This window comes from Actinomadura sp. ATCC 39365 (genome assembly GCF_054392275.1).
Genome location: NZ_CP184335.1, coordinates 5,532,453 through 5,546,638, shown reverse-complemented (window position 1 = coordinate 5,546,638; position 14,186 = coordinate 5,532,453). Strand labels below are relative to the sequence as shown.

Sequence of the window (14,186 nt, the reverse complement as noted above, 5' to 3'; positions counted from 1 at the left end):
CAAACTTTAGTCGGGTATAGTTTTCGCCATGGACTACGACGTGATCATTTCCGGTGGCGGTCCCGTTGGCCTGATGCTCGCCTGCGAGCTGCGGCTGCACGACGTGCGCGTGGCGGTGCTGGAGCGGCTGACCGACATCGACCAGACGGTCAAGGCCGGCTCGGTCAACACGCCCACCGCCGAAGCCTTCTACCGGCGCGGGCTGCTCCCGGTGCTGGAGGAGGCCCAGGCCGAGACGATGAAGGCATTCCAGGCGTTCATGGCCCAGCGGGGCGGCGCGGCGGCGGCCGGGCAGCCCAAGATCTCCGCCTTCGCCGGGCACTTCGCCGGCTTGTGGCTGCTGACCGACCTGGTGGACGAGAGCGACCCCGACTTCGCCGACCGCGGGCCGGCCGCCCGCCTCAGCGGCATCCGGCAGCAGGACATCGAGCGGGTGCTCGGCGAACGGGCCGCCGAGCTCGGCGCGGACGTGCTGCGCGGCGTTGAGCTGACCGGCTTCGAGCCCTCCGCCGACGGGGTCGTCGTGCGGGCGGGCGCGCGGGAGTTCCGCTGCGGGTGGCTGGTGGGCTGCGACGGCGGCCGCAGCACCGTGCGCCGCCTGGCCGGCTTCGACTTCCCCGGCACGCCCCCGCTGATCACCGGCCACCAGGCCGTCGTGACCATGGAGGGCGGCGAGAGGCTCGGCACCGGCTGGACGCACACCGACACCGGCACCTACGCCAACGGGCCGACCCCCGGCCGCATCCTGACCGTGGAGTTCGACGGGCCGCCGGAAGACCGCACCACGCCGGTCACCGCCGAGGAGCTGCAGGCCAGTCTGCGGGCCGTCTCCGGCGTGGACGTCACCATCACCGGCGTCAGGACGGCCACCCGCTTCACCGACAACGCCCGCCAGGCCACCACCTACCGGCTCGGCCGGGTCCTGCTGGCCGGCGACGCGGCGCACGTCCACTCGCCCTTCGGTGGCCAGGGGCTCAACCTGGGCATCGGCGACGCCGTCAACCTCGGCTGGAAGCTCGCCGCCGTCGTCCGGGGCCGCTCGGCCGAGGCGCTGCTGGACACCTACACCGCCGAACGGCACCCCATCGGCGCGTGGGTGCTCGACTGGACCCGCGCCCAGGTGGAGCTCATGCGGCCCGAGGCCCGCTCCCGGGCGTTGCGGGCCGTCGTGTCCGACCTGATCGGCACCACCGAGGGCACCACGTACTTCGTCAAGCGGCTCTCCGGCGTCTGGCACCGCTACGAGCTGCCCGGCGACCACCCGCTGGTCGGCCGGAGCGTCCCCGACCTGGAGCTGGCCGACGGCACCCGGGTCGGCGACCACCTGCACGATGGGCGCGGGCTGCTGCTGGACCTCGGGGCCGGTCTGGCGGCCGACCCGCGGGTGCCGGTGCTGGCCGCCAAGCCGGTGGACGTCCGCGACTTCGGCGGCCTGCTGGTCCGGCCGGACGGAGTCGTCGCCTGGGCGGGCGACGCACCGGACGCCGCGCTGGAGGAGGCCCTGGCCGCCTGGTTCTGACGGCGCCCTACTCGCCGGCCGCCCACTCCTGGTACGTGGTCCGGCCCAGCGTGGCGTCGTCGTCGGGCACCAGCGAGCGCTCGGTCAGCTCGCTGCCGAAGTAGCGGGCGTGCTCGTCGGCGACCACCTCGCGCGGGTCGCCGAGGCCGGCCAGCGCGTCGCGGAAGAACTCGTCCATCCGGAACTGCTCGGGGCCGGCGACCTCGGTCCGGCCGTTCAGGGGCGCCCCGAGCGCGACCCGGGCGACCGCCGCCGCGACGTCGTCGCCCGCGATGGGCCGGAACAGCACGGGCGCGATGTGCACCTCGCCGTCGACGGCCGACTCGTCGGCGATGCCCCGCACGAACTCGAAGAACTGCGTCGCGTGTACCAGCGAGTACGGCAGGCCCGACTTCTCGATCAGCCGCTCCTGGGCGATCTTCGCGGCGAAGTAGCCGTTGTCGGGCATGCGCTCGGTGCCCACGACCGACAGCGCGACGTGGTGGCCGACGCCCGCCGCCGCCCCGGCGGCCAGCAGGTTGCGGGTGGAGGTCTCGAAGAACTCCAGCACCGCGGCCCGCTCGAACGACGGCGAGTTGGAGACGTCCACCACGACCTGCGCGCCCTCCAGGACCTCGGCCAGCCCCTCCCCCGTGAGGGTGTCGACGCCGGTACTCGGGGACGCGGCGACCGCCTCGTGCCCCTGTCCGGCCAGCCTGCGCACGAGCTTCGACCCGATCAGGCCGGTCCCGCCGATCACGACAACCTTCATGACGACCTCCCTCTCGCCCGGGGCACCTCGTGTGCCGTCCGGTCGCCGGCTGATGTCATGTCCAGCCGGCGGCCCGGCGGCACCCGTTGTGACGCCTCCATTACCCGGCGATGTCCTGTCATGCCCGTACGGCCGGGGCGGCGGCAGGGCGCGACCGTCAGTCGTGCGCGGGCGGCAGCACCGCGGCGACCAGGGCGCGCAGGGCGGCCAGGGCCTCGGCGGCGTCGACGCGCTCGGGGGCGACCAGCCACTGCTGGTGGATGCCGATGCCGGCGCCGATGAGCGCGACGGCCAGCGGCTCCACCGGCAGGCCCGGTGGCAGCGGCAGGCGTTCGAGCCAGCGCCTGCAGTGGTCGCGCAGCGTGTCGTGGATCTCGACGTAGCGGTCGCGGATGGGCGAGCCGGGCTCCAGCGCCTCGACCAGCAGGGTGACGAAGAGCTTGGTGGTGGGCAGGGCGAACATCGCGCCGACGCCCTGGTCGAACGGCCCGAAGTCCGGCTCGCCGGCCCCGGGGGCGTTGGCGAGGCCGTCGCGCACCCGGGCCACCGAACGTTCGAGCACGGCCAGCAGCAGGCCCTCCTTGCCGCCGAAGTGCCACGGGATGGACCCGCGGCTGATGCCCGAACGGGCGGCCACGTCGTGGAACGTGGTCTGCCGGTAGCCCTTCTCGGCGAACAACTCGGCCGCCGCGTTGAGGATGAGCTCGCGGCTCTCGTTGCTGGTCTGTTCCCGTCGCGTTGTCACGCCACCTCCTCTGTGCTATCAATCGTATTCTATGTTGACCAACACAGAGGAGAGTCCCGTGCACGTCGCCATGATCGCCACGCACTACCCGCACGCCGCCCACCGCGAGGAGTTCGTCGGACGGGTGCGCAAGGTGGCCGAAGCGTTCCGGAGCATGCCCGGCTGCCTGTCGGCGGAGTGCTGGCTGTCGGAGGAGGCGGTGGTCTCCATCGTGCGCTGGGAGTCGGACGAGGCGTTCGCCGCGTCGCTGGCCGCGCTCGGCGCCGCCGACGTCGACGTGGCCTTCGACGAGCGCGAGGCCCGGCCGCGCGAGATCGTCCGGCTGGCCGCCGCCTGAGGCTAGTAGCCCGAGGGGCGGACCAGCCCCGTCTCGTACGCGAAGACCGCCGCCTGGGTGCGGTCGCGCAGCCCGAGCTTGACCAGGATCCGGCTCACGTGGGTCTTGACCGTCTGCTCGGCGATCACCAGGCGCTCGGCGATCTCGGCGTTCGACAGGCCCTGCGCGATCAGCGCCAGCACCTCGGTCTCGCGCTCGGTCAGGTCGCCCACGCGCTCCTTCAGCGGCGCCCGCGGCGCGCGGCTCACCCGGGTGAACTCGGCGATCAGGCGCTTGGTGACGTTCGGGGCCAGCAGCGCGTCGCCGGTCGCCACCACCCGCACCGCGTGGGCCAGCTCGGCCGCCGAGGCGTCCTTGAGCAGGAAGCCGGACGCCCCGGCGCGCAGCGCCTCGTAGACGTAGTCGTCGAGGTCGAACGTGGTCAGGACGAGCACCTTCGCCGACGCGTCCGGACGGGCGGCGATCCTGCGGGTGGCCTCGATGCCGCCGAGCTCGGGCATGCGCACGTCCATGAGGACGACGTCGGGGTCCAGCTCGGCGACCTTGGCGACGGCGTCGAGCCCGTTGACGGCCTGGCCCACGACCTCGATGCCGGGCTCGGCGTTGAGCAGCACGGTGAAGCCCTGGCGGACCATGACCTGGTCGTCGGCGATGAGCACGCGGATGCTCGTCATGAGGTGGCCTGGACGCCTTTCTGCGAGTCGACCGGCAGGAACACGCTGACCTCGTAACCGCCGTCCGGTGTGGGCCCGGCGGCGAGGTCGCCGCCCAGCATGGCGGCGCGCTCGCGCATGCCGAGCAGCCCGTGCCCGGCGCCGGGCGAGGGCCGCGCCGGCCTGGCGGGCGGCTCGTTGACGACCCGGATCGCCAGGGCGCCGGGCCGGTACGTCAGCCGGACCGCCACCGCCGCGCCGGGAGCGTGCCGCATGGCGTTGCTGAGCGCCTCCTGCACGATCCGGTACGCCGACAGCTCCACGCCCGGCGACAGCGGGCGCGCCTGCCCGGCGATCTCGGCGGTGAGCGTGACGCCCGCGCCGCGCACGTTGGCCACCAGCTCCTCCAGCCGGTCGAGCGTGGGCTGCGGCGCGTCGCCCGGCTGGTCCTGCGCGCGCAGCACGCCCAGGACCCGGCGCAGCTCGGTCAGCGCCTCGACGGCGTTCTCCCGGATGCCGGCCAGGTTCTCCCGCAGCTCCTGCGGCGGGTCCTCCACCAGGTGCGGCGCGACCTGGGCCTGGATGGAGATCACCGACATGTGGTGGGCGACGACGTCGTGCAGCTCGCGGGCGATCCTGCTGCGCTCCTCCAGCAGCGTGCGGCGGGCCCGTTCCTCGGCCGTCAGCTCCTCCTGGGCCTCCAGCCGGGTACGGGTCGTCCTGAGCTGGCGCACCCCGGCCCCGACGGCGACCGCGACCGCGTCGGCCATCAGGGCAGTCGCGCCCAGCCCGCCCCCGTTGGCCTCCGGCATGAGCACCACGATCGCCACCGCGGTCAGCGCGGTGATCGCCAGCGCCTTGACGGCGATGCCGGGGCGTACCCGCAGCGCCAGCAGGAACAGCACGCCGGCCTGCAGGGCGACGCCCGAGCCCGTCCACGGGAAGGCGGTCGGGTCGGCGCGTGGGAACGGCCCCCTCTCGAACGTCTCGGGATGCACCGTCCAGGGGAAGCTCAGGTGCTGCGACACGTAGACCATGCCCGACCGCGCCCCGGCGACCATGAGGGCGATCGTCGCCCACCAGGCGGCCAGCGGGCGCCACATCGCCAGCACCATGGCCGCCGCCATGGCCATGGCCAGCAGCGGGACGGTCGGGTCGATGCCGATCCCGCCCGGGTACAGGCCCATGGCCAGCGCGTACAGGGCGACGGCGACGTGCGGGAGCCGGGACAGTGCGCGCGGCCCGCCCATGCGGGGCAGGGGGTCGGGGGCCATGGTCCACAGGTCCGCGCCCAGCGCGGCGAGGGCCTTCCGCAGCCTGCTCATCCGCCCTCGCCCACGTTCCTTCTGTCCCGGCTTGCACCCTTGGCCCAGCTTACGGGTGAGCCGGTCACCATCCGCGCGAGGAGGCGGCTGCCGCGATCGCCCATGGGAGCCCTTCCGGTGGGGGACGGTTCCTCCGACGCTACGCACCGCCCCGGCCGCGCGCCTCCCGCTGCGGAGCTCACTTCTCGCCTGGCTCCCAGGTACTACGGGACGTACCTCAGCCCGCCCCGGGCAGGTGCAGACGGCGTCCCTGCCAGCGGGCGCGCAGCCAGCGGTCATGGCTGGCCACCACGACCGCGCCGGGGCCGTGCTCGGCCATGGCGGCCTCCAGCTCGTCGGCGAGGCCCGGCGACAGGTGGTTGGTGGGCTCGTCGAGCAGCAGCACGTCGGGAGGATCGGCGATCAGCAGCGCCAGCGCGAGGCGGCGGCGCTGGCCGACGGACAGCTCCCCCACCCGCAGGTTCGTGTCCCGGGCGCGGATCAGGCCGAGCGAGCGCAGCGGCACGGCCTCGGCGCGCTCCGGCCCGAGAACCCGCTCGTAGGTCTCCCGCACCGTGCGGCCGGGGTGCTCGAACGTCGTGTCCTGGGGCAGCAGGCCGACGGTCAGCCCCGGTCGCCGCCGTACCGGCCCGGCCGGCTCCAGGTCGCCGGACAGGACGGCGAGGAGGGTGGACTTGCCCGCGCCGTTCGGGCCGGTGACCAGCAGCCGGTCCCCTTGGTGGAGGTCGAGCCGGTCGAGCGCGAGCCGCCCCGCCACCCGGACGTCCCGCGCCGCCACCAACAGCCCGCCGCCAGGGCTCTCCCCGCTCCCGGCACCACCACGATCCCCCTCGGGACCTTCGGAAGGAAGGAGGGCCGCGTCGCCACGGTCCCCCTCCGGACCTGCAGAAGAAGAGAGGGCCGCGTCGCGCCTCCCTCCTTCCGGACCTTCAGTTGGAGAGAGGGCCGCGTCGCGCCTCCCTCCTTCCGGACCTTCAGTTGGAGAGAGGGCCGCGTCGCGCCTCCCTCCTTTCCGAGCTTCAGTGGGCGGGAGGGGGGCGGTGAGGCGGGGGCGTAGGCGCAGTGGGGGTGGCGGGGCGGGGACCTGGTCGCGTTCCAGCTCGGCGAGCCGGCGGGCGGCGTCGCGCACCCGCCGGGAGATCTGCTGCTGCACCCGTCCGGCGCGGTGGCCGTAGCCCATCTTCTCGTTGTCGCGGCGCAACCCGTCCTGCGCCACCCGCCGCGCGGTCACCGCGACTGCGCGGCGCAGCTCGTCCAGTTCCTCCTGCTCGGCCGCGTGACGCCGCTCCCAGCGTTCGCGCTCGGCGCGTTTCCCGGTCAGGTACGCGCTGTAGCCGCCACCGTACCGGACGGGACCGTCCACGGCGGGGTCGAGGTCGAGCAGGTCCGTGCAGACCGCGTCGAGGAAGGCCCGGTCGTGGCTGGCCACGACCACCACGCCGGTCATGCCGCGCAGTTCCTCCTCGACGAAGACGGCGGCGTCGTCGTCGAGGTGGTTGGTGGGCTCGTCGAGCAGCAGCGCGGCGGGCCGCCTGATCAGCAGCGCCGCCAGGGCGAGCCGGCCGCGCTGCCCGCCGGACAACGACCCGAGCACGCGCGTGCCCGGCACACCGCCCAGGCCCAGCCGGTCGAGGACGATCTCCGCCCGCCGGTCGGCGTCCCAGGACTCGTGCTGCTGCGCCTGGTCGAGCCGGGCCCCGTACGCCTCGAGCAGCGCGGCGTCGTCCGGCGACCCGGCCAGCTCGCGGGTGAGCCGGTCGAGCTCGGCCAGGTCCGTCCGCGCCTCGCGCAGGGCGTCGTCGAGCACGTCAGCGAGCGTGTCGCCGGCCGCGAACGGCAGCTCCTGGCGCAGGAAGCCCAGGTCGGCGGGCCGGACGACGGTGCCGGAGTCGGGTTCGTCCACGCCGGCCAGCAGGCGCAGCAGCGTGGACTTTCCCGCGCCGTTCTCGCCGATGAGCCCGATCCGGCGGCCCGGGGCGGCGGTGAGCGAGAGGCCGTCGAGCACGCGCCGCGTGCCCAGCGTCCGGACGAGATCGTGGGCCAGCAGCGCGTCGCCGGCCGGCGGGCAGGGGTTGGAGACCATGTGAACCTCGGAGGAGGACGCGGGCGCGCCGAAGCCGCCCGGTGAAGGGGACAGGGGTTTCGGGGAACGACGAAAAGGCCCACGTCGGCGGCGCTCACGCGCTCACGCCGGGGCCGATCACCCTCCGGCGTCACCCGGAGATGTCGTCGTCACCTGCCATGTCCGGTCTCCTGACCGTAGATCACAAACGTTCCCACCGTAGCCTACGCGCTCCACCCCGCGGGCAGGCCCAGGGCGGCCCGGACGCCCGGGGTGACCGCCGCGCGGAAGGCGGCGTCGAGCTCGGCGGGCGACCAGGGCGCGCACCCGGCCGTAACCCGCCGCTACGGCCTGAGCACGATCTTGCCGTGGGTGTGCCGCCGTTCCAGCTCGCCGAACGCGTCCCTGACCTGCTCCAGCGGGTACACGCGGGCGATCGGCACCTCCAGCTCCCCCCGCGCGGCGAGCCGGGCCAGCTCCCCCACCACGACCGCGCACGCGGCCGAACCTTCCCCGTACGTCCGCGCGCCGACCCGGGCCGCGCCCGCCCAGTCGCAGATCGTGTCGATCCGCTCGGGCCGCACGCCCAGCTCGACCGCCAGATCGACGTAGCCGTCCCCATAGGTGTCGATGAACGCGTGCACCTTCCCGCCGGAGGCCGACCGGATCCGCTCGGCCGCGCCCTCCCCGTACGCGACCGGCACGACGCCGTGCCCGGTCAACCAGGCGTGGTTGGCCTCGCTCGCCAGCCCGATCACCGTCGCGCCCCGCCGCCGCGCGAGCTGCACGGCGAGGGACCCGACGCCGCCCGCCGCCCCGGACACCACCACGGTCTCCCCCGGCCCCGGATCGACCGCGAACACCGTGGCGTACGCCGTCGTGCCGGCCACGTACAACGACCCGGCCACCTCCCAGGGCAGCCCCGCGGGCCGCAGGGTCAGAGCCACGTCGTCGGCCACGACGAACTCCGCGTGGCTCGCCCGGCGATGGGTGAAGCCGAGCACCTCGTCGCCCACCGCGAACCCGCGCACCTCCGGACCGGCCGCCACCACCACACCGGCCAGATCGCTGCCCTGCCCGGACGGGAACGTCGCCGGCCAGCGCCCGTGCCGCGCCCCCTGGCGGATCATCGTCTCGCCGGGCTGGATCCCGGCCGCCCGCACCTCGACCAGCACCTGCCCGGGGCCGGGCGCCGGACGCTCGACCTCCTCCACCCGCAGGACGTCGATCCCGCCGTACTCGTGGAACCGCACAGCCTTCATCGCGTGATCACCCTCCTCGTCCGGACCGGCCCTCGCACGGCCGCAACCCACCCTGCCCCTCCCGCGTCGGCGGCGGAACGGACCGCTCTTCCCAGGACCGCCGATCCCAGGAAGCGGCTTGACTTCAAGTGCGCTTGAAGCCGCAGGATCCCGCACATGACCAAGAACCAGACGACAGGCCGTACCGGCCAGGAGACCGACGCGCTCATCGCCCTGCTCGACCTCGGGGACAACCTGCCCGGGGCGGCCGAGCTGCGAGCGCGTTCCTACGAGTTGCTCGGCCTCGCCCCGCGGGCGGCGGTGGCCGACGTCGGCTGCGGATCGGGCCGCGCGGTGGCGGAGATGGCCGGGCTCGGCGCGCGGGCGATCGGGGTCGACCCCGACGAGCGGATGATCGGCGTGGCGGCCGGGCGGTGGCCCGCCGGCGAGTTCCGGGTGGCGAAGGCGTACGCGTTGCCGTTCGACGACGGCGAGCTGCGCGGCTATCGGGCCGAGAAGGTGTACCACGTCCTGGACGACCCGGCCCGCGCCGTGGCCGAGGCGCGGCGCGTGCTCGCCCCCGGCGGGCGGATCGTGCTGCTCGGGCAGGACTGGGACACCTTCGTCATCGACTCCGGCGACGCCGCGCTCACCCGCCGGATCGTGCACGCCCGTGCCGACCTCGTCAGGTCGCCCCGCGTCGTCCGCCGCACCCGCGACCTGCTGCTGGACGCCGGTTTCTCCGACGTCACCGTCGAGGTGCACACCAGGGTCTTCACCGACGCGACGATGGTGCCCGTACTGGCCGACCTCGCGGGGAAGGCGTGTTCGGCCGGGGCGGTCGGCGCGGCCGAGGCCGAGGGCTGGCTCGCCGAGCAGCGTGCGCGGGGGCGGGCCGGGCGGCTGTTCCTCGCCCTGCCGCTGTTCGTGACCGCGGCCACGCGTTAGCCGGCCGGGGCCGGGTCGGCGGCGGGGCGGGGCGGGGCGAAGGCGGCCAGTTCGCCGCTCTCGTGCCGTTCGAGCAGGGCCTCGGCGCCGTGCTCCAGGGCGCGGGCCGTGTCCGCCGCGCGCGGGAGCATCGTGCTCTCGTACGCGGCCACGGCCTCGGCCACCGTGGCGGAGCCGGCCAGCGCGAGGGCGAGCTCGCAGGCGTCGAGCATGGCCAGGTTGGCGCCGACGCCGAGCGGCGGCATGAGGTGGGCCGCGTCGCCGAGCAGGGTCACGCTGGAGGACCGCGCCCACACGTGCGGGACGGGCAACGCGAACAGCGGACGGTCGACGTACGGCCCGTCGTTGCCGGTGATCATCCGGAGCAGGTCCGGCGACCAGTCGGAGAACGCGTCGAGCAGCCGGGCGCGGATCCCGGCGGTGTCGCCGGCGCTCAGGCCGCTCGCGGCGATCCACCCGGCGGGCAGGCGCTGGATGACGTAGACGCGGATGTGGTCGCCGCCGTTGCGCTGGGCGAACAGGGCGCGGTCGCCGTCGGCCGCGGTGGCGCCGCCCTGGCCGACCAGCGCGGCGAGGCCGGGGTGGGCGTTCTCGACGTCGTGGAACCACGCCTCCAGGAAGGTCACCCCGGTGTAGCGCGGCGCCGCGGGCGAGACCGCCGGCCGCACCCGGGAGAACGCGCCGTCGGCCCCGACGACCAGGTCCGCCTCGACGGACGTGCCGTCGCGGAAGTGCACCCGGCGCGGGCCGCCGGGCGGGCCGGTGACCTTCTCGACGGCCGCGCCCCACCGCACCGTCCCGGGCTCCAGCGAGCCGAGCAGCAGGTCGCGCAGCACGCCCCGGTCGATCTCCGGCTTGAAGAGCTCGCCCGCGGCCGGGACGTGGTGGTCGAGCAGCCGTCCGGACGGGTCGAGCAGCCGCATCTCCTGCCCTTCCGGGCGGGCCAGCCGGAGGAAGTCGTCGAGCAGGCCGGCCTCGCGCAGGGCGGCCTGCCCGTCGTCGGCGTGCAGGTCGAGGGTGCCGCCCTGGTCGCGGGCCCGCGGGTGGGCGTCGCGGTCGTGGACGGTCACGGGGATGCCGTGCCGTTGCAGGACGCGGGCGCAGGTGAGCCCGCCGGGGCCTGCTCCGACGATGTGGATCCGCGCGGCGGCGGGTGCGGGTGAGCGCATGACTGGACCTCTCGTTCGCGATCAGGGGTGGGTACGGCGAGCGCCGCCGTTCCAGAGAAGCAGAACGAGTACAAAAGTGCAACCGGTCAACTAATTCACTCGTGCCACCTTTTGGTAGGGTGGGCGGCATGGACACGCCACCCGTCGCCGGCCGCCGCGAACGCAAGAAGGCCGCCACCCGCAGAGCCATCGCCGACGCCGCCCTGCGCCTGTTCATCGAACACGGCTACGACCGGGTGAGCGTCAGGGACGTCGCCGAGGCGGCCGACGTGTCGACCACCACGCTGTTCAAGCACTTCCCGAGCAAGGAGGCGCTGGTCTTCGACGAGGAGGCCGACCGGGAGGCGGAGCTGGTCGCGGCGGTGCGCGGGCGTCCGGAGGGGCAGAGCGTCGTCGAGGCGCTGCGCGGGCACGTGCTGGCGTCCTGGCCGCAGGTCGCGGCCCATCCGCTGCGGGCGGAGTTCACCGAGCTGGTGGAGTCCACGCCGGCGCTGCTGGCGTACTCCGAACGGATGTGGACCCGGCACACCGCCGCTCTCGGCGCGGCCATCGCCGAGGACGCGGGTGTGGCCCCCGACGACGTCGCCTGCCACGCGCTCGCCCGGTTCGTCCTGGAGACGCCGGCGCTCACGCGGGGGCGGCCGGATCTTCGCGGGGCCGTCGAGCAGGTCTTCGACCTCCTCGCGCACGGCTGGCGCCCGCCGCGCTAGCGGCCGGCGCCGGCCCGCGCCCTCAGACGGTCCGGGACGACCGCCCGCCGTCGAGCCCCCACGAGACGATCCGGACGGGGGTGATCACGATGACCTCCCGCGAGAAGTACGGCACCGGCGGCTCGTGGTCGGCCAGGGCCACCGCCGTGCCCCGGATCTCGATGCCGCGCACCACCCACGGGTCGGTCGAGGCCAGGTCGTCCACGACGAAGGCGACCGTGCTGCCCCCCTGGACGTTCCTGAACTTCTTGGAGGCGCCCATCGCGTGCCCGCCGATGGTGATCGTGCCCGTGGCGGCGTCCACGAAGAAGCCCACGGGGTTGTTCTGCACGTCTCCGGAGGGGGAGACGGTGGCCAGCCGGCCGAGGTGCTGCCCGGCCAGGTAGTCGAGCTCTGCCTGCGTGAAAATCATGCGGGGAGTATGCAACCTTGACACCGGCGTCACCCCAAATCCACCCATTCCGCCAGTTCGACTCCAGGACGATGTGCCGGCATTCGGCCATGAGCGACGACGACCTGATCGAGTTACGGCGCGAGCTCCACCGCCACCCCGAACCGGCCAGGAGCGGCGCACCGCGGCCCTGGTGGCGGTCCTGGACGCTCTGCTGCTGCACGCGTCCTATCCGTTCAACGGGGAGGATTTCGGGCTGTTCCTGGAGCGGGCGCCGGGGCGATGTTCTTCTTCGGCGTGGGCGAGCGGGGCGTGCCGCACGCCCCGGACTTCGTGCCGGACGAGCGGGCGATCGCCCTCGGCGTCGAGGCGATGGCCGGGTTCCTGCGCGCCCGCGGCGCCGCGCTCTGACGTCCCCGGCCCGTCTCCCGGCCCGGCGGATCGGGCGTGGGACGGGCCGCGGACGGGCCGAGGACGGGCAGGTCAGCGGCGGGTCAGCCGCAGCGGGAAGGTGCCAGGGCCCACGCCGCCGAGCGTGGTGGTGTAGGCCGCGAGGTACCGGTCCAGGTACGGCGAGCGGTCACCCTGGGTGGGCACGTCGTGCCGCGTGGACAGCAGGTCCAGGCTCAGCCGCGCGCCGGAGACCTTGATCGTGTTGCCCGAGGGCACGTCCAGCCAGCCGTTGGACTCGATGGTGCCGATCTGGACGCCCAGGCGGTGGCCCGGCTCGAAGGTCCAGTCGGCCGACTTCAGGTCGAACGCGATCGGGCCGCCGCGCGCCAGCAGGGCGACGTTCTCGTCGAACATCGTCGCCCGGCCGTCGGGGGCGACGTCCCACAGGCGGACCATGACGTTGCCGTAGGTGCTCGCGTCGAGCCTGATCCGCGGCGTGCCGGTGAGCCTGAGCTTCTCGGCGGCGGGCGTGGACCAGGTCCAGTAGCTGCCCGCGGCGGCCGCGCTCTGTCTGGCCGAGCTCTTCTCGGCGGTGGAGAGCGGTTCGAGCGGCGGCGCGTGCTCCATGTCCCAGCGGCCGGAGGGGGCCGTGGTGGCCGTGGCCGCGGCGCCGCCGCCGTCGTCCAGGTACGCGCCGGCCGACAGCCGGGCCTCGTACGACGTCGTGACCACCGGCCAGGTCGGCTGCGCGCGCCACACGCCGAGGCTGTCCTCGATCGCGTACGCCGGGTCGCCCACCGAGGGGCGCACGCCGCGCAGGTACTGGTCGTAGAACCGCATCACCTCGTCGAACCAGCCGGCCCGTCCCTGCAGCAGCCGGCCCTGGGCGTCGGTGTCGTTGCCGCGCACGTGCTCCCACTGGCCGAGCCAGCCGCGTTCGCGCCCGCGGTGGTTGTCCAGGTAGACCTCCATGTCCTCGGGCTTGGTGTTGGGCTCGATGAAGCCCTGGGTGACCAGCAACGGCGTGCTGGTGCCGGCCGCCCGGTCGGCCAGGTTGCGCGCCCGCCAGTACGCCGAGCGCAGGTCGGGATTGTTGTTGTTGGTGATGTTGTCGGACAGGCAGGCGGGATGGGCGGTCTCGTACTGGGCGTTCGCCTTGTACCGGTCGCTGTCGCCGGCCATCGGCGCCATCGTCGCGATCGAGTTGTACGCCTCCGGCGTGCCCGTGACGTTGGGCCGCGGGACCTTGTTGCTGAACAGGTAGTTGTACATGTTCCAGACCGGCTCCTGGGCGACGACCGCCTTCAGGCTCGGCAGCCTGAGGTTGTTGCCGACCAGGCCGGTGACCGCGTCGTACGACTTGCCGTACATGCCGACCTTGCCGGTCGACCAGGGCTGGGCCGCCGACCACTCGACGGCGGCCCGCACGTCGGCCTGCTCGCCCGGCCCGACCCAGTCGAGGCAGCCGGTGCTGCCGCCGAAGCCGCGCAGGTCGACCATCACGAAGGTGTAGCCGCGGGCCATCAGCCCGGCGCCGTCGACGAAGTCCCGGAACCGCGCCGACGGCCCGACCTGGTCCCATCCCTCCGGGCCGGTCTGCCCGGCGTGGGCGAAGTAGGGGCCGACCGAGACGATGACCGGCGTGCGCGCGCCGGCCGGCAGGTGCGCCGGGCGCAGCACGTCGGCGTGGAGCTCGACGCCGCTGCCGTCGGCGGAGGGGAAGTACGCCTCCGCCCAGGCGGCGCCCGCGGGGACCCGGGGGTTCTCCTCGTGCGTCACCCCCGGCGCCGTGGTGCGGGCCGAGGCCGGCGGGCCGCCGGCGGCGAGAGTGGTGATCGTGACCAGGACGCCGGCCGCCACAGTGGCCGTCGCCTTCCCGCGGATGTTCATCGACTCTCCCCGTGCATAGGTGTGCCGGCGGCGTCCGAACGAGCGTGCATCA

14 protein-coding genes are annotated in these 14,186 nt (G+C 74.3%); 5 read left to right on the top strand and 9 right to left on the bottom strand.

The window, feature by feature from the left end; translation table 11 throughout:
• Nucleotides 1-28 precede the first annotated feature (28 nt).
• Complete coding sequence (locus ACNF49_RS27145) at nucleotides 29-1,519, top strand: FAD-dependent monooxygenase (RefSeq protein ID WP_482945450.1); 1,491 nt, start codon at nucleotides 29-31, stop codon at nucleotides 1,517-1,519.
• Nucleotides 1,520-1,526: 7 nt separating this feature from the next.
• Here the strand turns inward: ACNF49_RS27145 and ACNF49_RS27140 are convergent, their stop codons facing one another.
• Together ACNF49_RS27140 and ACNF49_RS27135 are read right to left on the bottom strand one after the other, a co-directional pair.
• On the bottom strand, nucleotides 1,527-2,270 hold the full coding sequence (locus ACNF49_RS27140; RefSeq protein ID WP_482945449.1) for an SDR family oxidoreductase: 744 nt from the start codon (nucleotides 2,268-2,270) through the stop codon (nucleotides 1,527-1,529).
• Nucleotides 2,271-2,427: 157 nt separating this feature from the next.
• Nucleotides 2,428-3,015 (bottom strand): TetR/AcrR family transcriptional regulator, encoded by a 588-nt coding sequence (locus ACNF49_RS27135; RefSeq protein WP_482945448.1) that lies wholly within the window; start codon nucleotides 3,013-3,015, stop codon nucleotides 2,428-2,430.
• A gap of 58 nt (nucleotides 3,016-3,073) precedes the next feature.
• On the opposite strand from ACNF49_RS27135, the gene ACNF49_RS27130 reads away from it, so the two are divergent.
• A complete protein-coding gene (locus ACNF49_RS27130) occupies nucleotides 3,074-3,352 on the top strand; it encodes an antibiotic biosynthesis monooxygenase family protein (RefSeq protein WP_352363589.1) in 279 nt (92 codons plus the stop codon).
• A 2-nt stretch (nucleotides 3,353-3,354) separates the two neighbouring features.
• Here ACNF49_RS27130 and ACNF49_RS27125 read toward each other — a convergent pair whose 3' ends face one another.
• The 4 genes from ACNF49_RS27125 to ACNF49_RS27110 form a co-directional block, all read right to left on the bottom strand.
• Nucleotides 3,355-4,026 (bottom strand): response regulator, encoded by a 672-nt coding sequence (locus ACNF49_RS27125; protein WP_357980950.1) that lies wholly within the window; start codon nucleotides 4,024-4,026, stop codon nucleotides 3,355-3,357.
• Complete coding sequence (locus ACNF49_RS27120) at nucleotides 4,023-5,330, bottom strand: sensor histidine kinase (protein ID WP_357980953.1); 1,308 nt, start codon at nucleotides 5,328-5,330, stop codon at nucleotides 4,023-4,025. Before ACNF49_RS27120 ends, ACNF49_RS27125 begins: the two co-directional genes overlap by 4 nt.
• A 217-nt stretch (nucleotides 5,331-5,547) precedes the next feature.
• Complete coding sequence (locus ACNF49_RS27115) at nucleotides 5,548-7,413, bottom strand: ABC-F family ATP-binding cassette domain-containing protein (protein ID WP_482945447.1); 1,866 nt, start codon at nucleotides 7,411-7,413, stop codon at nucleotides 5,548-5,550.
• Between the two features lie 323 nt (nucleotides 7,414-7,736).
• The gene (locus ACNF49_RS27110) at nucleotides 7,737-8,654 is read right to left on the bottom strand and encodes an NADP-dependent oxidoreductase (protein ID WP_482945446.1); all 918 of its coding nucleotides are present in this window, start codon (nucleotides 8,652-8,654) and stop codon (nucleotides 7,737-7,739) included.
• Between the two features lie 156 nt (nucleotides 8,655-8,810).
• On the opposite strand from ACNF49_RS27110, the gene ACNF49_RS27105 reads away from it, so the two are divergent.
• Nucleotides 8,811-9,581: a methyltransferase domain-containing protein gene (locus ACNF49_RS27105; protein WP_482945445.1), complete on the top strand. Its 771-nt coding sequence runs from the start codon at nucleotides 8,811-8,813 to the stop codon at nucleotides 9,579-9,581.
• On the opposite strand, the gene ACNF49_RS27100 is transcribed toward ACNF49_RS27105, so the two are convergent.
• Nucleotides 9,578-10,750, bottom strand: coding sequence for an FAD-dependent oxidoreductase (locus ACNF49_RS27100; protein WP_482945444.1), 1,173 nt, complete (start codon nucleotides 10,748-10,750; stop codon nucleotides 9,578-9,580). The genes ACNF49_RS27105 and ACNF49_RS27100 overlap by 4 nt on opposite strands.
• 128 nt (nucleotides 10,751-10,878) lie before the next feature.
• On the opposite strand from ACNF49_RS27100, the gene ACNF49_RS27095 reads away from it, so the two are divergent.
• Nucleotides 10,879-11,460, top strand: coding sequence for a TetR/AcrR family transcriptional regulator (locus ACNF49_RS27095; protein WP_482945443.1), 582 nt, complete (start codon nucleotides 10,879-10,881; stop codon nucleotides 11,458-11,460).
• A gap of 22 nt (nucleotides 11,461-11,482) precedes the next feature.
• On the opposite strand, the gene ACNF49_RS27090 is transcribed toward ACNF49_RS27095, so the two are convergent.
• Nucleotides 11,483-11,872 (bottom strand): PPOX class F420-dependent oxidoreductase, encoded by a 390-nt coding sequence (locus ACNF49_RS27090; RefSeq protein ID WP_482945442.1) that lies wholly within the window; start codon nucleotides 11,870-11,872, stop codon nucleotides 11,483-11,485.
• 261 nt (nucleotides 11,873-12,133) lie between these two features.
• Between ACNF49_RS27090 and ACNF49_RS27085 the strand changes: the two genes are divergently transcribed.
• Nucleotides 12,134-12,262, top strand: a complete 129-nt coding sequence (locus ACNF49_RS27085) for a hypothetical protein (RefSeq protein WP_482945441.1) — start codon at nucleotides 12,134-12,136, stop codon at nucleotides 12,260-12,262.
• A gap of 72 nt (nucleotides 12,263-12,334) precedes the next feature.
• On the opposite strand, the gene ACNF49_RS27080 is transcribed toward ACNF49_RS27085, so the two are convergent.
• A complete protein-coding gene (locus tag ACNF49_RS27080) occupies nucleotides 12,335-14,134 on the bottom strand; it encodes a CocE/NonD family hydrolase (protein ID WP_482945440.1) in 1,800 nt (599 codons plus the stop codon).
• Nucleotides 14,135-14,186: the final 52 nt, after the last annotated feature.